Raw genomic sequence first — 15,737 nt, 5'->3', positions numbered from 1 at the left:
GCGCATTTACGTTCGGTAGACCTGGACGATCGAGGGCCGGGGCCCGCGCACTTCGCCGTCGCCCGGGCGGGCCTCGGAGGGAACGTAGTCGGGGAACGCGGAGCGGATATCCGTGTAGGAACCCTCCTCACCGGGGTGCTGGACGGCCACGAAGACCATCGCTTCGTCGTCGTGGATGACCGGCCCGCAGGTCTCGGCATCCCGGGGAACCGAAAGGAACTGTGCCACCTGGCCGCGATTGCGGCCCTCGACGGCGACCTTGAACAGGCCGTCGTTGTAGCCGATGCCATCCGGGGCTCCATCGGTGGAGATCCAGAGGTTGCCGTCGGTGTCGAACGCCAGGTTGTCCGGGCAGGAAATCGGTGAGACCTGGTCCACGGGGAAGCCGCCGAAATAGGTGGCGTCTCCCTGGGACGGGTCGCCGCAGAGCATGAGCAGGTCCCAGGTGAATCGCGTGGAGGTGTGGTCGCCGCGGTGCTCGGTGATCTCCACGATGTGTCCGTCGCGGTTCTCGGTGCGTGGATTGGCCTCGTCCGCCGTTGCCTGGCCGTCGACGCCACGCTGGGAGTTGTTGGTGCAGGCCACGTAGATCTTCCCGCTGCCCGGGCTGGGCTCGACGTCTTCGCAGCGGTCCATCTTGGTGGCACCCACCCGGTCGGCGGCCAGGCGGGTGAAAACGAGCACCTGGTCGACGGCCATGCCCTCGACCGTGCTCCTGCCGCCTTGCACCAGGGGGATCCAGCGGCCCGATCCGTCGAAGGTGCCGTCCGCGGGGACCCGGCCGGACCCGTCGATCTCCCCGTCCGACGTACCGGAGAACCGTGCCACATACAGGTCGCCCTCGTTCAGCAAGGTCATGTTGTGGCGGCGGTCGTTTTTGCGGTAGATGTCTTTGGAGACGAATTTGTACAGGTAGTCGAACCGTTCGTCGTCTCCCATGTAGGCCACGACGTGCCCATCGTCGGCGACGATGACGTTGGCCCCCTCGTGCTTGAAGCGGCCCAAGCTGGTGTGCTTGACCGATGTGGAGCGTGGATCCTACGGGTCGATCTCCACGATGTAGCCGAAACGATGTGGTTCGTTGGCGAAGCCCGTGGCGCGGGCGTCGAAGCGGGGGTCCTCGTGCTCCCAGCCCATGCCGGTGGCCTTGTCCTCCAGCCTGTACCGCCGCTCTCGAGACCGGCGGGTTCAGACCCCGACTACACCCTGGATTCGGATGAGCCCGAAGACCTCGCGCCACCACGGCACCTGCCGCGGGCCCAGCCCGAACACGAAGGGGAGGGCGAACGACCAGGCGGCGAGCAGGACACTGACGCCGATCAGCCCGCCCGCCGCGCGCCGGGCCCAGCGGCCCTGCACGCCCGGAGGCGTGGCGGGGCGGGCTGCTGCGGCGCGCGCGGTCGGGGCGGGTGCGGGGCGGGGCTCGGGTGGACGCGACATGGACACCATCTGAACACAGGGCGACGCGCGCACGGCCCCGCGGTGCCCGCCGGGCGTGGACGGGTCAGACGGAGAGGTCCACCTCGGCCGCACGGGCGGCGCCGATGGCCGCGGCCAGCGTGGCCGCGGTGTCCCCGGAGAGGGCCCCGTCCAGGGTCAGCACGGCCAGGGCGGCGCCCTCGTCGTCGCGCGAGACGTCCATGCCGGCGATGTTCACGCCCTGCACCCCGAGGGCCTGGCCCAGGACGCCGATCACGCCCGGGCGGTCCTGGTAGGCGAACACGAGCAGGTGGTCGGCCAGCGGCACCTCGAGCTCGTGCCGGTCCACGCCGACGAGCTTCTGCACCTGGCGCGGGCCGGTGAGTGTGCCGGTGACGGCGGTCTGGGCGCCCTGCGCGGTCGCGGCGCGCACCGTGACGGTGTTGCGGTAGGACTCGGACACCGCGGTGGTGGTGAGGCGGCACTCGACGCCGCGCTGCTCGGCCAGCACGGGGGCGTTCACGTAGGAGACCTGGTCCGAGACGATGTCCGTGAACACGCCCTTCAGGGCGGCCAGGCGCATCGCGGAGACGTCGTGCTCGGAGATCTCACCGGCGATCTCCACCTCGACGGCCGTGATGGACTGCTCGCCCACCAGCGCGGTGAGCACGCGGCCCAGCTTCTCGGCCAGCGGCAGGCCGGGGCGCACGTCCTCGTGGATCGCGCCGCCGGCCACGTTCACGGCGTCCGGCACGAGCTCGCCGGAGAGGGCCAGGCGCACGGAGCCGGCGACGGCGACGCCCGCCTTCTCCTGGGCCTCGGCGGTCGAGGCGCCCAGGTGGGGGGTGACGACGGCGGAGTCGTGGGCGAAGAACGCCAGGTCCGTGGCCGGCTCGGAGCTGAAGACGTCGATGCCGGCACCCCCGATGGTCCCGGCCTCGAGCGCGCGGGCGAGGGCGTCCTCGTCCACGAGGCCGCCGCGGGCCACGTTCACGATGATCGCGGTGTCCTTCATGCGGGCGAACTGCTCATCGCCGATCATGCCGACCGTCTCGGGGGTCTTGGGCATGTGGATCGTGACCACGTCGGCGCGCTCGAGCAGCTCGTCCAGCTCGACGAGGCTCGCGCCGAGCTGCTGCGCGCGGGCGGTGGTCACGTAGGGGTCGTAGGCGAGGATCTCCATGCCGAACGCCTTCATGCGCTCGGCCACGAGCGCGCCGATGCGGCCCAGGCCGATCACGCCCAGCCGCTTGCCGTACAGCTCGACGCCCGTGTACTTCGAACGCTTCCACTCCCCCGCCTTAAGCGAGCCGTGGGCGGCCGCGATGTTGCGGGCGGCGGCCAGGATGTGGCCGCAGGTGAGCTCGGCGGCGGAGATGATGTTCGACGTCGGCGCGTTGACGACCATGACGCCGGCCTCGGTGGCGGCGGGCACGTCCACGTTGTCCAGTCCGACGCCGGCGCGCGCGATGACCTTCAGCTGCGGCGCGGCGGCGATCGCCTCGGCGTCCATCTGGGTGGCCGAGCGGATCAGCACCGCGTCGACGTCGCGCAGGTCCTCGAGGAGGCGGGCGCGGTCGGCGCCGTCCGTGCGGCGGATCTCGAAGTCGGGGCCGAGGGCCTCGACGGTGGCGGGCGAGAGTTCCTCGGCGATCAGGACGACGGGCTGGGCTGCGCTCACGGGTGCTCCTGGAGGTGTGGTGCGGTGGGATGGAAGGCGGGCCGGCCCGCGCTCCGGTCCGAGCCTAGACGCGTGACCGGACCGTGGCCGGAATGCGACGCCGGCCCCGAAGCGCGATGCCCGGGGCCGGCGTCGGGGGCTCAGGCGGCTCAGCGGGCCGCAGTGCCCTCGGTGTAGTCGTCGTCCGCGTCCTTGAGCCAGGAGAACATCTGGCGCAGCTCGCGGCCGGTCTTCTCGATCGGGTGGGCCTCGCCCCGGGCGCGCAGCTCCTTGAACTCGGGCGCACCGGCCTTCTGGTCGTCCATGAAGCGCTGCGCGAAGGCGCCGGACTGGATGTCGGCGAGGACCGCCTTCATGTTCTCCTTCACGTCGGGGGTGATGACGCGGGGGCCGGAGACGTAGTCGCCGTACTCCGCGGTGTCGGAGATGGACCAGCGCTGCTTGGCGATGCCGCCCTCGACCATGAGGTCGACGATGAGCTTCAGCTCGTGCAGCACCTCGAAGTAGGCGATCTCGGGCTGGTAGCCGGCCTCGGTGAGGGTCTCGAAGCCGTACTGCACGAGCTGGGAGGCGCCGCCGCAGAGCACGGCCTGCTCGCCGAACAGGTCGGTCTCGGTCTCCTCGGTGAAGGTCGTCTCGATGACACCGGCGCGGGTGCCGCCCACGGCCTTGGCGTAGGACAGGGCGAGGGCGTGGGCCTGGCCGGAGGCGTCCTTCTCGACGGCGATCAGCGCGGGCACGCCGCGGCCGGCCTCGAACTCGCGGCGCACCACGTGGCCCGGGCCCTTGGGGGCGACCAGGGCGACGTCGACGCCCTCGGGGGCCTGGATGTAGCCGAAGCGCACGTTGAAGCCGTGCGCGAAGAAGAGGGCGTCGCCCTTCTGCAGGTTGCCGGCGATGTGCTGGTCGTACACGTCGGCCTGGACCTGGTCCGGGGTGAGGATCATGATCAGGTCGGCCTCGGCGGCGGCGGTGGCGACGTCGACGACGCGCAGGCCCTCGGCCTCGGCCTTGGCGCGGGACTTGGAGCCCTCGGCGAGGCCGATGCGCACGTCCACGCCGGAGTCGCGCAGCGACAGGGCGTGGGCGTGGCCCTGGGAGCCGTAGCCGATGACGGCCACGGTGCGGCCCTGGATGATCGACAGGTCGGCGTCGTCGTCGTAGAACTTCTTCACGGTCATGCTGTTCTCCTCACGGGATGGGTGGATCGGGACGGGTCAGCGGGCCAGGGCGCGGTCGGTCATGGACCGCGGCCCCCGGGCGAGGGCGAGGGTGCCCGAGCGGACGAGCTCACGCACGCCGTAGGGCTCCATCATCTCGAGGAAGGCCTCGAGCTTGTCACGGGTGCCGGTGGCCTCGAGGGTCAGGGACTCCGGGGCCACGTCGACGACGTGGGCGCGGAACAGGTCGGCCGCCTGGACGACCTGACCGCGGGTGGCGGCATCGGCGCGCACCTTGACGAGCAGGTGGTCGCGCTGAACGGAGGAGTCGGGCGTGAGCTCGACGACCTTGATCACGTTGATCAGCTTGTTCAGCTGCTTGGTGACCTGCTCGAGCAGGTCCGTGTCGGCGTCGACGACCACGGTGATCCGGGACAGGCCCTCGACCTCCGTGACGCCCACGGCCAGCGAGTGGATGTTGAACGCGCGCCGGGCGAAGAGGCCGGCCACGCGGGTCAGGGTGCCGGGCACGTCCTCGACGAGCACGGACAGGGTGTGGCGTTCCATCGGTTGCCCTCCTCAGTCTTCCTGGTCCCAGTCGGGCGTCATGCCCCGGGCCACCTGGATCGCGTCGTTGCTGACCCCCGCGGGGACCATTGGCCAGACCATGGCGTCACGGGAGACCACGAAGTCCACGATCACGGGGCGGTCGTCGATGGCGAGGGCCTGCCGGATGGTGTCGTCCAGGTCCTCCCGGCGGTCGCAGCGCAGGCCCGCGGCGCCGTAGGCGTCGGCGAGCTTGACGAAGTCCGGCACCCGGGCGGTGTCGTGGCCCGTGTTCAGGTCCGTGTTCGAGTAGCGCCCGTCGTAGAAGAGGGTCTGCCACTGGCGCACCATGCCCAGCGAGGAGTTGTTGATCACCGCGATCTTGATGGGGATGCGGTTGATCACGCACGTGGCGAGCTCCTGGTTGGTCATCTGGAAGCAGCCGTCGCCGTCGATGGCCCAGACCACGCGGTCGGGCTCGCCCACCTGCGCCCCCATCGCGGCGGGGACGGCGAAGCCCATCGTGCCGAGGCCGGCCGAGTTGAGCCACTGGCGCGGGCGCTCGTAGGCGACGAACTGGCTGGCCCACATCTGGTGCTGGCCGACGCCGGCCACGTAGGTGGCCTCGGGGCCGGACAGGGCCGACAGGCGCGAGATCACCTCCTGGGGCGCGAGGAGGCCGTCCTCGGTCTCGGTCCAGCCCATCGGGTAGGTGTCCTGCAGGCGCCGCAGCACCGCCCACCAGTCGGCGAGGTCGGGCAGCGCCTCGGTGTCCGTCGCGAGCTCGGCCACCAGGTCCGGGATGATCTCCTTGACGTCACCGACGATCGGCACGTCCGCGGTGCGGTTCTTGGAGATCTCGGCCGGGTCGATGTCCGCGTGGATCACGCGGGCGCCGGGGGCGAACGAGGGCAGGTGACCGGTCACGCGGTCGTCGAAGCGGGCGCCGAGCGTGATCAGCAGGTCGGCCTGCTGGAGCGCGGCCACGGCGGGGACGCCGCCGTGCATGCCCGGCATGCCCAGGTGCTGGGGGTGCGAGTCGGGGAAGACGCCGCGGGCGGTGAGGGTGGTGACCACGGGGGCGCCCGTGCGCTCGGCGAGGGCGCGCAGCTCCTCGTGGGCCTCGCCGCGGGCCACGCCGCCGCCCACGTACAGCACGGGGCGCCGGGCCTCGCGGATCAGCCGGGCGGCCTCGCGGATCTGCCGGGGGTGGCCGCGCAGGACGGGGCGGTAGCCGGGCAGGTCGATCCGGGGCGGCCACGCGAACTCGAACTCGCCCTGCTGGGCGTCCTTGGTGACGTCCACGAGCACGGGCCCGGGCCGGCCCGTGGCGGCGATGTGGAACGCCTCGGCGAGGGCCTGGGGGACGTCCTCGGGCCGGGTCACGAGCCGGGAGTGCTTGGTGATGGGCATCGTGATGCCCACGATGTCCGCCTCCTGGAAGGCGTCCGTGCCGATCGCGGCGGAGGAGACCTGGCCGGTGATGAACACGACCGCCTGGGAGTCCATGTGGGCGTCCGCGACGGCGGTCACCAGGTTGGTGGCGCCGGGACCGGAGGTGGCGATGGCCACGCCGACCTTGCCGGTGGCCAGGTGGTAGCCCTGCGCCGCGTGACCGGCGCCCTGTTCGTGGCGCACCAGGATGTGGCGGATCCGATCGGAGTCCATGAGCGGGTCGTAGGTCGGCAGGATGGCGCCGCCGGGCAGCCCGAACACGTCCGTGACCCCCAGCTCCTCCAGGGAGCGGATGATGCCCTCGGAGCCGGTCATCCGGGTCGGCTCGACGCGGGAGCCCTCGCCGGGCACCCGCGGCTCGACGATCTCGGGCCGGGGGGCCGGACGGCGCTCCTGGACCCGGGCGCTCTCCGTCGGGCGGGAGGCCGGCGTCGGGACCTGCGGGACCGCCGCGCGGGCGTCGCGGGGGGTCGTGCTCATGGGGTCACCTCACTGCGTTCGTCGCTGCGTGTCCGTCGCGGGGGCGTCGGACGGTCGTCGTTTGGATCCGTCGGGCGTCGGGGACCGTGGCCGCGTCGATGACGGATCGGGCCGGCGTGGTGGAGTCTGAGGTGGGGACACGGGCCGCCGGGTCCTTCGGGGGTGGTCTCAGTATCGACAGCCGTGCGCCCCGTCCGCCATCGACCACCCGCCTGTCTCGCAATGTGAGATAAAGCGTCACATCGTGAGACGACCGGGCGGTCGGGGTCGGATCCCGGGCCTGCGCCCACCCTAGTCAGCCGCCGCGGGGGCGGCCGCCTTCACCCACGTTCCGTGATGGAGCACCCCGCGCACCTCGAGCTCGGGGCCGAAGACGACGGCGTCCGCTCGGCTCCCGGCTCGGAGCCGGCCGACGTCGGGAAGCCCCAGGGCGTCCGCGGGCGCGGCCGTCGCCGCCCGCAGCGCGGCGTCGAGGTCGACCCCGGCGGCGACGGCGGAGCGCACCGAGCCGGTGACCGTGGCCGTGGACCCGGCGATGGCCCCGGCTGCGCCGTCCGCGCCGACCACCCGCGCGACGCCGTCGTGGACCCGGACCCGCAGCGGCCCGAGGGGGAACTCGCCGTCGCCGCAGCCGGCGGCGGCCATGGAGTCCGAGACGAGGATCCACCGCTCCCCGGCCTCCCGGGCGACCCGCCGCACCGTGGCCGGATGTAGGTGGACGCCGTCCACGATGGTCTCGATCCCCACGCGGGGGTCCTCCAGCAGGGCGACGGCGGGCCCGGGCTCGCGGTGGTGGGTGGGCCGGCACGCGTTGTGCAGGTGCGTGGCCATCCGCGCCCCCGCCTCGATCGCCGCGCGCGTGGTCTCGTAGGAGGCGTCCGTGTGGCCGATCGCGACGACGACGCCCGCCCCCGCCAACCGGCCCACCGCGTCCAGGGCCCCGGGCAGCTCGGGGGCCAGCGTGACCATCGCCAGGTGGCCCGCGCCGACCTCGACGAGGCGAGCGACGTCCTCGGGCTCCGGCGCCCGCAGCGACGCGGCCCGGTGCGCGCCGCGGTGCAGGGGCGAGAGCCAGGGACCCTCGAGGTGCACGCCGGCCAGCACCCCCTCTGCGCACAGGGCCGTCAGGGCCGTCAGCTGCGCCGCGAGCGCGTCGACCTCGTCCGTGACGAGGGAGGCCACCACCGTGGTCGTGCCCGCGCGGGCGTGGGCCGCGGCCGCCGCGCGTGCCGCGGCCGCGCCGGACTCGACGGCGTGTCCGCCGCCGCCGTGGCAGTGCACGTCCACGCAGCCGGGAGCGAGGAGGGCGTCGCCGAGGTCGTGGACGGGGCCGTGGGTGCGCGGCGGGTCCCCGGTCCCGACGGCCACCACCCGGCCCTCGGCCAGGGCGATCCAGCCGGGGCCGCCGAGGCGCTCGCCGTCATGGACGCGGTCCGCGCGCAGCACCGACGGCGGCACGTCGGCCGGCGGGGTCGCCGGCTCGACGCGCGGCGGGGCGGGGTGCGGGTCGGGCACGGCGGCCTCCTGGGGTGGGTGGATCGGCGGACGGGTGACGCTCAGAGGCCCTGCCAGCGCGGCTTGGCCTCCCACATGTGGCGGTAGTCCCCCGCGAGCTCGAGCCGCCCGGCGGCGGCGTCGTCCACGAGGACGGTCACGTGCGGGTGCAGCTGCAGGGCGGTGACCGGCCAGCGGGCGCTCACGGGGCCCTCCACGAGCTGCCGCACCGCCTCGGCCTTGCCCTCGCCCCGGGCCAGCAGGACCAGGTGTCGGGCGTCGAGGATCGTGCCCACGCCCTGGGTGAGGCAGTGGGTCGGGACCTGGTCGAGGTCGCCGTCGAAGAAGCGGGCGTTGTCCCGCCGGGTCTGCTCGGCGAGCACCTTGATGCGCGTGCGGGAGGCGAGGGAGGAGCCGGGCTCGTTGAACGCGATGTGCCCGTCCGTGCCCACGCCGAGCAGCTGCACGTCCACGCCGCCGGCCTCGCGCAGCGCCTCCTCGTAGGCGGCGCAGGCGCCCGGGACGTCCGCCGCCCCGCCGTCCGGACCGTGCACGGCCTCCGGGGCGATGTCCGTGCGCGCGACGAACTCCCGCTCGATCACGGTGCGGTAGGACTCGGGGTGTCCCGCGGGCAGGCCGACGTACTCGTCCAACAGGAACGCGCGGCAGGAGCGCAGGGACAGCTCCCCGTCCCGGACCCGGCGGGCGAGCTCGTCGTAGACGGGCAGCGGCGAGGAGCCGGTGGCCAGCCCCAGGACGGCCTCGGGACGGGCCGCCACGTGGGCGGCCACCGCGTCCGCGCCGTGCCGGCCCAGGGCGGCGGCGTCGGGCAGGATGACGACCTCCATCAGCGCGCCTCCCGCCCGGGACGAGGCGCGGGTCCCCCGGCCCGGGCGTCGATCGCGTGCATGCTCATCCTCTGCTCGTCTCGGCGTGCAGGCCGACCGGGCCTCAGCCCAGGTAGGCACCCTCGGCGGCGGAGTGCACCAGCTTGGCGTACTTGCCCAGCACGCCCGTGGTGAACTTCGGCTCCACCGGCTCCCAGGACTCGCGGCGGGCGGCGAGCTCGGCCTCGTCCACGAGCAGGTCCATGGTGCGTCCGGCGATGTCCACGCGGATGCGGTCGCCGTCCTGCACCAGCCCGATCGGCCCTCCCTCGGCGGCCTCGGGGGCGATGTGGCCGATGCACAGGCCGGTGGTGCCGCCGGAGAAGCGCCCGTCGGTGATCAGCAGGACGTCCTTGCCCAGACCCGCCCCCTTGATCGCGCCGGTGATCGCGAGCATCTCGCGCATGCCCGGGCCGCCCTTCGGCCCCTCATAGCGGATGACCACCACGTCGCCGGCGGCGATGGTCCCGTCCTCGAGGGCGTCCATGGCGGCGCGCTCCCGGTCGAAGACGCGCGCGGTGCCCTCGAAGACGTCCGCATCGAAGCCGGCGGACTTCACGACAGCGCCCTCCGGGGCCAGCGAGCCGTGGAGGATCGCGATGCCGCCGTTGGGGTGCATCGCGTCGTCCATGGTCCGGATGACCTTGCCGTCCACCGGGTCCGGATCGAGCGCGGCCAGGTTCTCGGCGAGGGTCTTGCCGGTGACGGTGAGGGTGTCCCCGTGCAGCAGGCCCTCGTCCAGCAGGGCCTTCATGACCACCGGGACGCCGCCGATGCGGTCCACGTCCGTCATGACGTACTGACCGAACGGCTTGAGGTCGGCGATGTGCGGGGTGCGGTCGGCGATGCGGTTGAAGTCGGACAGCTGCAGGTCCACGCCCGCCTCCCGGGCGATGGCGAGCAGGTGCAGCACGGCGTTGGTGGAGCCGCCGAACGCCATGGTCACGGCGATCGCGTTCTCGAACGCGGGCTTGGTCATGATGTCCCGGGCCGTGATGCCCTGGCGGAGCATGTTCACCACGGCCTTGCCGGAGCGGCGCGCGAAGGCGTCGCGGCGGCGGTCCGCGGAGGGGGCGGCGGCGGAACCGGGCAGGGACATGCCGAGGGCCTCACCGATGGAGGCCATGGTGTTGGCGGTGTACATGCCGCCGCAGGCGCCCTCACCCGGGGCGATGGACTTCTCGATGCGGAGCAGGTCCTCCTCGGACATGAGACCGCGGGCGCAGGCGCCGACCGCCTCGAAGGCGTCGATGATGGTCACCTGCCTCTCGGTGCCGTCGGTCAGGCGGGCCACGCCCGGCATGATCGAGCCTGCGTAGACGAACACGGACGCCAGGTCCAGGCGGGCGGCGGCCATGAGCATGCCCGGCAGCGACTTGTCGCAGCCGGCGAGCAGGACGGAGCCGTCCAGGCGCTCGGCCATCATCACGGTCTCCACCGAGTCCGCGATCACCTCGCGGGAGACGAGGGAGAAGTGCATGCCCTCGTGGCCCATGGAGATGCCGTCCGAGACGGAGACCGTGCCGAACTCCAGCGGATATCCACCGGCGGCGTGGACGCCGTCCTTCGAGGCCTGGGCGAGGCGGTCCAGGGAGAGGTTGCAGGGGGTGATCTCGTTCCAGGACGACGCGATGCCGATCTGCGGCTTGCCGAAGTCCTCGTCCCCCATGCCGACCGCGCGGAGCATGCCGCGGGCGGCGGTGCGCTCCATCCCGTCGGTGACGTCGCGCGAGCGCGGCTTGATGTCGGGAGCGGCGGACGGGGTGCTGGGAGTCGACGCGGCGGAGTCCATGCCGCGGAGTCTAGTGAGCACGGCGCCACCGGGCCGACGCGACGTCCCCGTGTGACGGGTGCCGCGGCATGACACGTGCGGACGGGTCCGCGTACGTTGGGCCCATGGACACGCCCACCCTGCACAGACGGCTGCGCCGCGTCTTCGATGCGCGCGTGTTCAACCACGGCGACTACAACGTCGTCTACGGCCAGCCCTCGGGCTCCTCCTCCCCCCTCGTGATCGGCTACCGCCACCAGCCGCTCGAGATGCTGCTGTGCCCGTTCGACCCCACCTCCACCCCGGACGACCACGACCGCCGCGCGCCGGGCGTGGCCGAGGACGACCCGCACGGCCCGGTGACCGAGGCCTCCGCGGACCGCGCCGACGTCGTCGAGGTGGGCCTGGCCAACGTGGCCACCGTGGCGGACACGGGCAGCGGCTATCAGGTGGAGACCGTCACGGGCTTCCGGACGTGGTTCGACGTCCCGGAGCACACGCGGGTGCCGGTGGGCGACCTCACGGAGGACGGCACCGCGGAGCTCGACCAGGCCGAGGACGCCACCGACTTCCACGCCTTCATGACCGCCTTCATGGACGAACTGGACCGCCTCTACGCGACCCCGGAGACGGACGCGACGGACGTCACGCCCCCCGATTTGCACGGCGTCTGAAACCCCTGGTAGGGTTTCACCTCGTTGCACGGCGCACCGGAGAGATCCGAGAGGCGGTGCGGCACCTGCACCTCTAGCTCAACCGGTAGAGCATCTGACTCTTAATCAGCAGGTTCCGGGTTCGAGTCCCGGGGGGTGCACCCACCGAAGCGAAGGCCCCGTCTCCACGGAGACGGGGCCTGCGTCGTCCCCGCTCCCCGCCCGGGCCCACCGTAGGCTGGGGCCCATGACCGACACGACCCAGCACCGCCTCCAGCCCGGCGACACGGCACCCGCGTTCACCCTCCAGGACCAGGAGGGCCGGCCCGTCTCGCTGCGCGACAGCGCGGGCAAGCACACGATCGTCTACTTCTACCCGGCCGCGTCCACGCCCGGCTGCACCACGCAGGCCTGCGACTTCCGGGACAGCCTCGCCTCCCTGACCGCGGCCGGCTACGTCGTCCTGGGGATCTCCCCCGACCCGATCGGCAAGATCATCCGGTTCGCCGAGCAGGAGGGCCTGACGTTCCCCCTGCTCTCGGACGAGGACCACGCGGTGGCCGAGGCCTACGGCGCCTGGGGTGAGAAGAAGAACTACGGGCGGACCTTCGAGGGTCTGATCCGCTCCACGATCGTCGTCGGCCCGGACGGGAAGGTCACCCACGCGCAGTACAACGTGAAGGCGACCGGCCACGTGGCCCGACTGCGCCGCACCCTCGGCCTCGACGAGGCCTGATCCGCGCCCGCCGCGCCCGGGCGCCGCACGGTAGGATCGGGCCTCGCCCCGCCCGCGCGGGGTGTGCGCGGGCGTGGCGGAACTGGTAGACGCGCTGGATTTAGGTTCCAGTGTCCTGGACGTGGGGGTTCGAGTCCCCCCGCCCGCACTCCCCGGGCCCGCCCGACCCCGACGTCACCTGCCAGAGGAGGCCGCCATGCAGCCCACTCGCCGCGCCTTCCTCGGCGGGGGCCTGGGCCTGCTCGGCCTGGGCGTGGCCGGCTGCACGACGTCGCCCGCGGCGCCGTCCTCGGCCGCCCCGAGCTCCTCGGGCCCGGGCCGGCTGCTCGTGGTCGGCGCCCCGGCGCGGGCGCTGACGCGGGACCCGGCCCGCGCGCTGGACGTCGAGTCCTTCCGTCTGATCCGCCAGGTCTTCGAGACGCTGCTCGGCGTGGACGCGGACACCGGCGCCCCCACGCCCCGCCTCGCCGAGCGGCACGAGGAGTCCGACGGCGGCCGCCTCCACACGTTCCACCTGGTCTCCGGGGTGGTGTTCGACGACGGCGAGCCGTGCGATGCCGCCGCCGTGGTCGCGAACATCGAGCGGTGGGCCGCCGCACCTGCGCCCGTGGACGGGACCGTCTCCCCGCCCTCCTCGTTCGTCTCGGCCTTCGGCGGATACGCCGGGGACGCGGACTCCGCCTTCGCCGGCGTCGAGGCGCACGGAGAGCTCGAGGTGCGGCTGCGCCTGCACTCCCCGCGCCGTCACCTCGCGGCCGCGCTGGCCTCGCCGGCCTTCGCGATCTCCTCGCCGGCCTCGTGGGACCGCACGGTCGACGTGGACGGCTCCGAGGTCACCACCCCCGCCGGCACCGGCCCCTACCGCTGGGCCGACGCCGCGGAGACCGCCGAGCTCACGCGCGCCCACCCGGGTGCCTCGGGCGCAACGTTCCTGGTCCCCAGCGCCCGCCACCGCGGCTCCGATCCGGCGGCGCATCCGGTGGCCGTGCAGGCGTGGGGTCGGGCCTCCGTGCGCCTGCGGGAGCTGCGGCGCGGCACGGCGGACGTGATCGACGTCGTCGCCCCCGGCCAGCTGCGCCCCCTCGTCGAGGCCGGCACCCAGGTGCTGCCCCGGGACCCCCTGGGCGTGCTCTACGTGGGCATGAACCTGGACCATCCGCTCGTGCACGCGCAGTACCTGCGCCAGGCGATCGCGTACGCGGTGGACCGCCCGCGCATCGCCGGCAGCGACGTCTTCCTCGAGGGCACCCGCCTGGCCCACGACCTCGTCCCCCCGTCCCTCGGCGTCGGCGACGAGGAGGCTCGGCGCTACGACGTCAACCCGGGCCGGGCCCGCGAGTTCCTCGGCCTGGCGGGATACGACGGGGAGCCGTTGGAGTTCCTCTACCCGGCTGGCACGGCCCGTCCCTCCCTGCCCGAGCCTGAGCGGGTCTACGCGATGGTCGCCCGCGACCTCGGCGCGGTGGGGATGCACATCGTGCCCGTGCCCGTGCCGGAGGACCAGGACTACCTGCACGCCGTCGTCTCCCGACCCACCCGAGCCCTGCACCTGATGGGCCGCACCGGCGACTACCGAGACCCGCACGCGTTCCTCGAGCCCTTCGCGCGCTCGGGCCGCGCCGAGACCGGCTACCGCAACCCGCGCGTCGTCGAGGACGTGGACGCGGCGGCGGCCGAGACCGACGACGACACACGCCGCGCCCTGTTCCGCCGCGTCGTCCGGGCCATGGCCCTCGACCTGCCGGCGCTGCCGCTGGTCTATCCGATCTCGGCCCTGGCCACCGGCCCGCGCGTGGCCTCCTACCCGACGTCGCCGCAGCTGGACGAGCCCTTCTCGCGCGTCAGGCTGACCGAAGGCTGAACGCACCGGTAGTACAGTGGGAGATCACGGCGCCCGGCCCGACCGCCACTGCTCGGCCTGGTCGCACTGCGCCCACCCGCCGTCGTTCTGCTTCAGGAGTTGACCGTGCCCACCACCTCGTCCACCGCCACCCACGACGTCGTCCTGATCGGCGGCGGCATCATGAGCGCCACCCTGGGCGTGCTGCTGCAGAAGCTCGAGCCCACCTGGTCCATCGCCCTGTACGAGAGCCTCGATCAGGCCGGCCTGGAGTCCTCCGACCCGTGGAACAACGCGGGCACCGGCCACGCCGCCCTGTGCGAGCTGAACTACTCGCCCATGGACAAGAACGGACGGGTGGACGTCACCAAGGCGCTGGGCATCAACGAGCAGTTCTGGACCACCCGCCAGTTCTGGTCCTCCCTGGTGGCGGACGGCACGCTCAAGGACCCCAAGTCCTTCATCAACCCGCTGCCGCACATGTCCTTCGTGTGGGGTGACGACCACGCGGACTACCTCCGCACCCGCTATGAGGCCATGTCCGCCCAGCCGCTGTTCGCCGGCATGGAGCACAGCGAGGACCCGGAGCAGATCCGTGCCTGGGCCCCGCTGCTGATCGAGGGCCGTGAGCCGGGCCAGCGCCTGGCGGCGTCCCGCAACACCGGCGGCACCGACGTCGACTTCGGCTCCCTCACCCGCCAGCTCATCACGGCCATGGCCGGCGCCGGCGCCGAGGTGCGCTTCGGTCACAAGGTCACCGGCCTCACCCGCGGCACGGACGGCCGCTGGGAGGTCAAGGTCAAGAACAAGGCCGCCGGCTCCGAGCTCGTGGACCGCGCCCGCTTCGTCTTCGTCGGTGCCGGCGGCGGCGCCCTGCCCCTGCTGCAGAAGTCCGGCATCCCCGAGGCCAAGGGCTTCGGCGGCTTCCCGGTCTCCGGCCAGTTCCTGCGCTGCACGGACGAGTCCGTGGTCAACCAGCACATGGCCAAGGTGTACGGCCAGGCCGCCGTCGGCGCCCCGCCGATGTCCGTGCCCCACCTGGACACCCGCTTCGTCAACGGCAAGCGCTCCCTGCTGTTCGGCCCCTACGCCGGGTTCTCCACGAACTTCCTCAAGACCGGCTCCTACCTGGACCTGCCGCTGTCCGTGCGCCCGCACAACCTCAGCACGATGCTGGACGTGGCCAAGGACAACATGGACCTGACCAAGTACCTCGTGACCGAGGTGCTGAAGTCCCGGGACAAGAAGATCGACGCGCTGCACGAGTTCTACCCGGAGGCCGACGGCGGCGAGTGGGAGCTGATCACCGCGGGCCAGCGCGTGCAGGTGATGAAGCGCAAGGGCCGCTTCGGCGGCGTCCTGCAGTTCGGCACCGAGGTCGTCACGCACGCGGACGGCTCGCTCGGCGGCCTGCTCGGCGCCTCGCCGGGCGCCTCCACCGCGGCCCCCATCATGGTGAAGCTGCTCGAGCGCTGCTTCCCCGCGAAGATGGCCGGCTGGGACGGCACGCTCAAGGAGCTCATCCCGTCCCTGGGCCACACGCTCAACGACGACCCGGCGCTGCTGGACGAGGTCCGCACCGTCACGGACGCCGCACTGAAGCTGGCCTGACGCC

Annotated in this window: 12 protein-coding genes, 2 tRNA genes and 1 pseudogene; 6 read left to right on the top strand and 9 right to left on the bottom strand. The window is 73.0% G+C overall.

Annotated features, from left to right (window positions below; all coding sequences use genetic code 11):
• Positions 1–6 precede the first annotated feature (6 nt).
• The 9 genes and pseudogenes from B1A86_RS04175 to ilvD all read right to left on the bottom strand — a co-directional run.
• A pseudogene (locus B1A86_RS04175) lies at positions 7–1,173 on the bottom strand (PhoX family phosphatase); the annotation flags it as partial.
• Positions 1,174–1,188: 15 nt separating this feature from the next.
• Positions 1,189–1,440, bottom strand: a complete 252-nt coding sequence (locus B1A86_RS04170) for a hypothetical protein (RefSeq protein ID WP_138976792.1) — start codon at positions 1,438–1,440, stop codon at positions 1,189–1,191.
• A 64-nt stretch (positions 1,441–1,504) separates the two neighbouring features.
• Positions 1,505–3,100, bottom strand: a complete 1,596-nt coding sequence (gene serA, locus B1A86_RS04165; protein WP_078026035.1) for a phosphoglycerate dehydrogenase — start codon at positions 3,098–3,100, stop codon at positions 1,505–1,507.
• Positions 3,101–3,249: 149 nt separating this feature from the next.
• Positions 3,250–4,281 carry a ketol-acid reductoisomerase gene (ilvC, locus tag B1A86_RS04160; RefSeq protein ID WP_078026034.1) on the bottom strand — a complete coding sequence of 344 codons (1,032 nt, stop codon included), beginning with the start codon at positions 4,279–4,281 and terminating at the stop codon, positions 3,250–3,252.
• A 36-nt stretch (positions 4,282–4,317) separates the two neighbouring features.
• Complete coding sequence (ilvN, locus tag B1A86_RS04155) at positions 4,318–4,827, bottom strand: acetolactate synthase small subunit (protein WP_002854209.1); 510 nt, start codon at positions 4,825–4,827, stop codon at positions 4,318–4,320.
• Positions 4,828–4,839: 12 nt separating this feature from the next.
• A complete protein-coding gene (locus B1A86_RS04150) occupies positions 4,840–6,741 on the bottom strand; it encodes an acetolactate synthase large subunit (RefSeq protein ID WP_078026033.1) in 1,902 nt (633 codons plus the stop codon).
• 291 nt (positions 6,742–7,032) lie between these two features.
• Positions 7,033–8,187, bottom strand: coding sequence for an N-acetylglucosamine-6-phosphate deacetylase (locus B1A86_RS04145; RefSeq protein WP_225348945.1), 1,155 nt, complete (start codon positions 8,185–8,187; stop codon positions 7,033–7,035).
• Between the two features lie 110 nt (positions 8,188–8,297).
• Positions 8,298–9,083: a glucosamine-6-phosphate deaminase gene (nagB, locus tag B1A86_RS04140; protein ID WP_036312968.1), complete on the bottom strand. Its 786-nt coding sequence runs from the start codon at positions 9,081–9,083 to the stop codon at positions 8,298–8,300.
• A gap of 103 nt (positions 9,084–9,186) precedes the next feature.
• Positions 9,187–10,914: a dihydroxy-acid dehydratase gene (gene ilvD, locus B1A86_RS04135; protein ID WP_036312970.1), complete on the bottom strand. Its 1,728-nt coding sequence runs from the start codon at positions 10,912–10,914 to the stop codon at positions 9,187–9,189.
• A gap of 104 nt (positions 10,915–11,018) precedes the next feature.
• On the opposite strand from ilvD, the gene B1A86_RS04130 reads away from it, so the two are divergent.
• From B1A86_RS04130 to B1A86_RS04105, 6 genes are all read left to right on the top strand, one after another.
• Positions 11,019–11,567 (top strand): hypothetical protein, encoded by a 549-nt coding sequence (locus B1A86_RS04130; RefSeq protein ID WP_036312973.1) that lies wholly within the window; start codon positions 11,019–11,021, stop codon positions 11,565–11,567.
• A 67-nt stretch (positions 11,568–11,634) separates the two neighbouring features.
• Positions 11,635–11,707: transfer RNA gene (locus B1A86_RS04125), tRNA-Lys, on the top strand.
• Positions 11,708–11,793: 86 nt separating this feature from the next.
• Positions 11,794–12,282: a thioredoxin-dependent thiol peroxidase gene (bcp, locus tag B1A86_RS04120; RefSeq protein ID WP_010078986.1), complete on the top strand. Its 489-nt coding sequence runs from the start codon at positions 11,794–11,796 to the stop codon at positions 12,280–12,282.
• Between the two features lie 67 nt (positions 12,283–12,349).
• Positions 12,350–12,430: transfer RNA gene (locus B1A86_RS04115), tRNA-Leu, on the top strand.
• A 48-nt stretch (positions 12,431–12,478) separates the two neighbouring features.
• On the top strand, positions 12,479–14,143 hold the full coding sequence (locus tag B1A86_RS04110; protein WP_036312976.1) for an ABC transporter substrate-binding protein: 1,665 nt from the start codon (positions 12,479–12,481) through the stop codon (positions 14,141–14,143).
• Positions 14,144–14,242: 99 nt separating this feature from the next.
• Positions 14,243–15,733 (top strand): malate:quinone oxidoreductase, encoded by a 1,491-nt coding sequence (locus tag B1A86_RS04105; RefSeq protein ID WP_205805183.1) that lies wholly within the window; start codon positions 14,243–14,245, stop codon positions 15,731–15,733.
• The last annotated feature ends 4 nt before the right edge of the window (positions 15,734–15,737 follow it).

Origin of the sequence: Micrococcus sp. KBS0714 (assembly GCF_002008305.4) — a bacterium.
Lineage (GTDB): Bacteria > Actinomycetota > Actinomycetes > Actinomycetales > Micrococcaceae > Micrococcus > Micrococcus luteus.
The sequence above is the reverse complement of the archived record's forward strand: the minus strand, read 5'-3'. Positions and strand labels throughout refer to the sequence as shown.

Excerpts from the sequence above, each read along its gene's own strand:
- B1A86_RS04170 (WP_138976792.1), bottom strand. The coding sequence starts at position 1,440 with ATGTCGCGTCCACCCGAGCCCCGCCCCGCACCCGCCCCGACCGCGCGC.
- ilvC (WP_078026034.1), bottom strand. The coding sequence starts at position 4,281 with ATGACCGTGAAGAAGTTCTACGACGACGACGCCGACCTGTCGATCATC.
- ilvN (WP_002854209.1), bottom strand. The coding sequence starts at position 4,827 with ATGGAACGCCACACCCTGTCCGTGCTCGTCGAGGACGTGCCCGGCACC.
- B1A86_RS04150 (WP_078026033.1), bottom strand. The coding sequence starts at position 6,741 with ATGAGCACGACCCCCCGCGACGCCCGCGCGGCGGTCCCGCAGGTCCCG.
- nagB (WP_036312968.1), bottom strand. The coding sequence starts at position 9,083 with ATGGAGGTCGTCATCCTGCCCGACGCCGCCGCCCTGGGCCGGCACGGC.
- ilvD (WP_036312970.1), bottom strand. The coding sequence starts at position 10,914 with ATGGACTCCGCCGCGTCGACTCCCAGCACCCCGTCCGCCGCTCCCGAC.
- B1A86_RS04130 (WP_036312973.1), top strand. The coding sequence starts at position 11,019 with ATGGACACGCCCACCCTGCACAGACGGCTGCGCCGCGTCTTCGATGCG.
- bcp (WP_010078986.1), top strand. The coding sequence starts at position 11,794 with ATGACCGACACGACCCAGCACCGCCTCCAGCCCGGCGACACGGCACCC.
- B1A86_RS04110 (WP_036312976.1), top strand. The coding sequence starts at position 12,479 with ATGCAGCCCACTCGCCGCGCCTTCCTCGGCGGGGGCCTGGGCCTGCTC.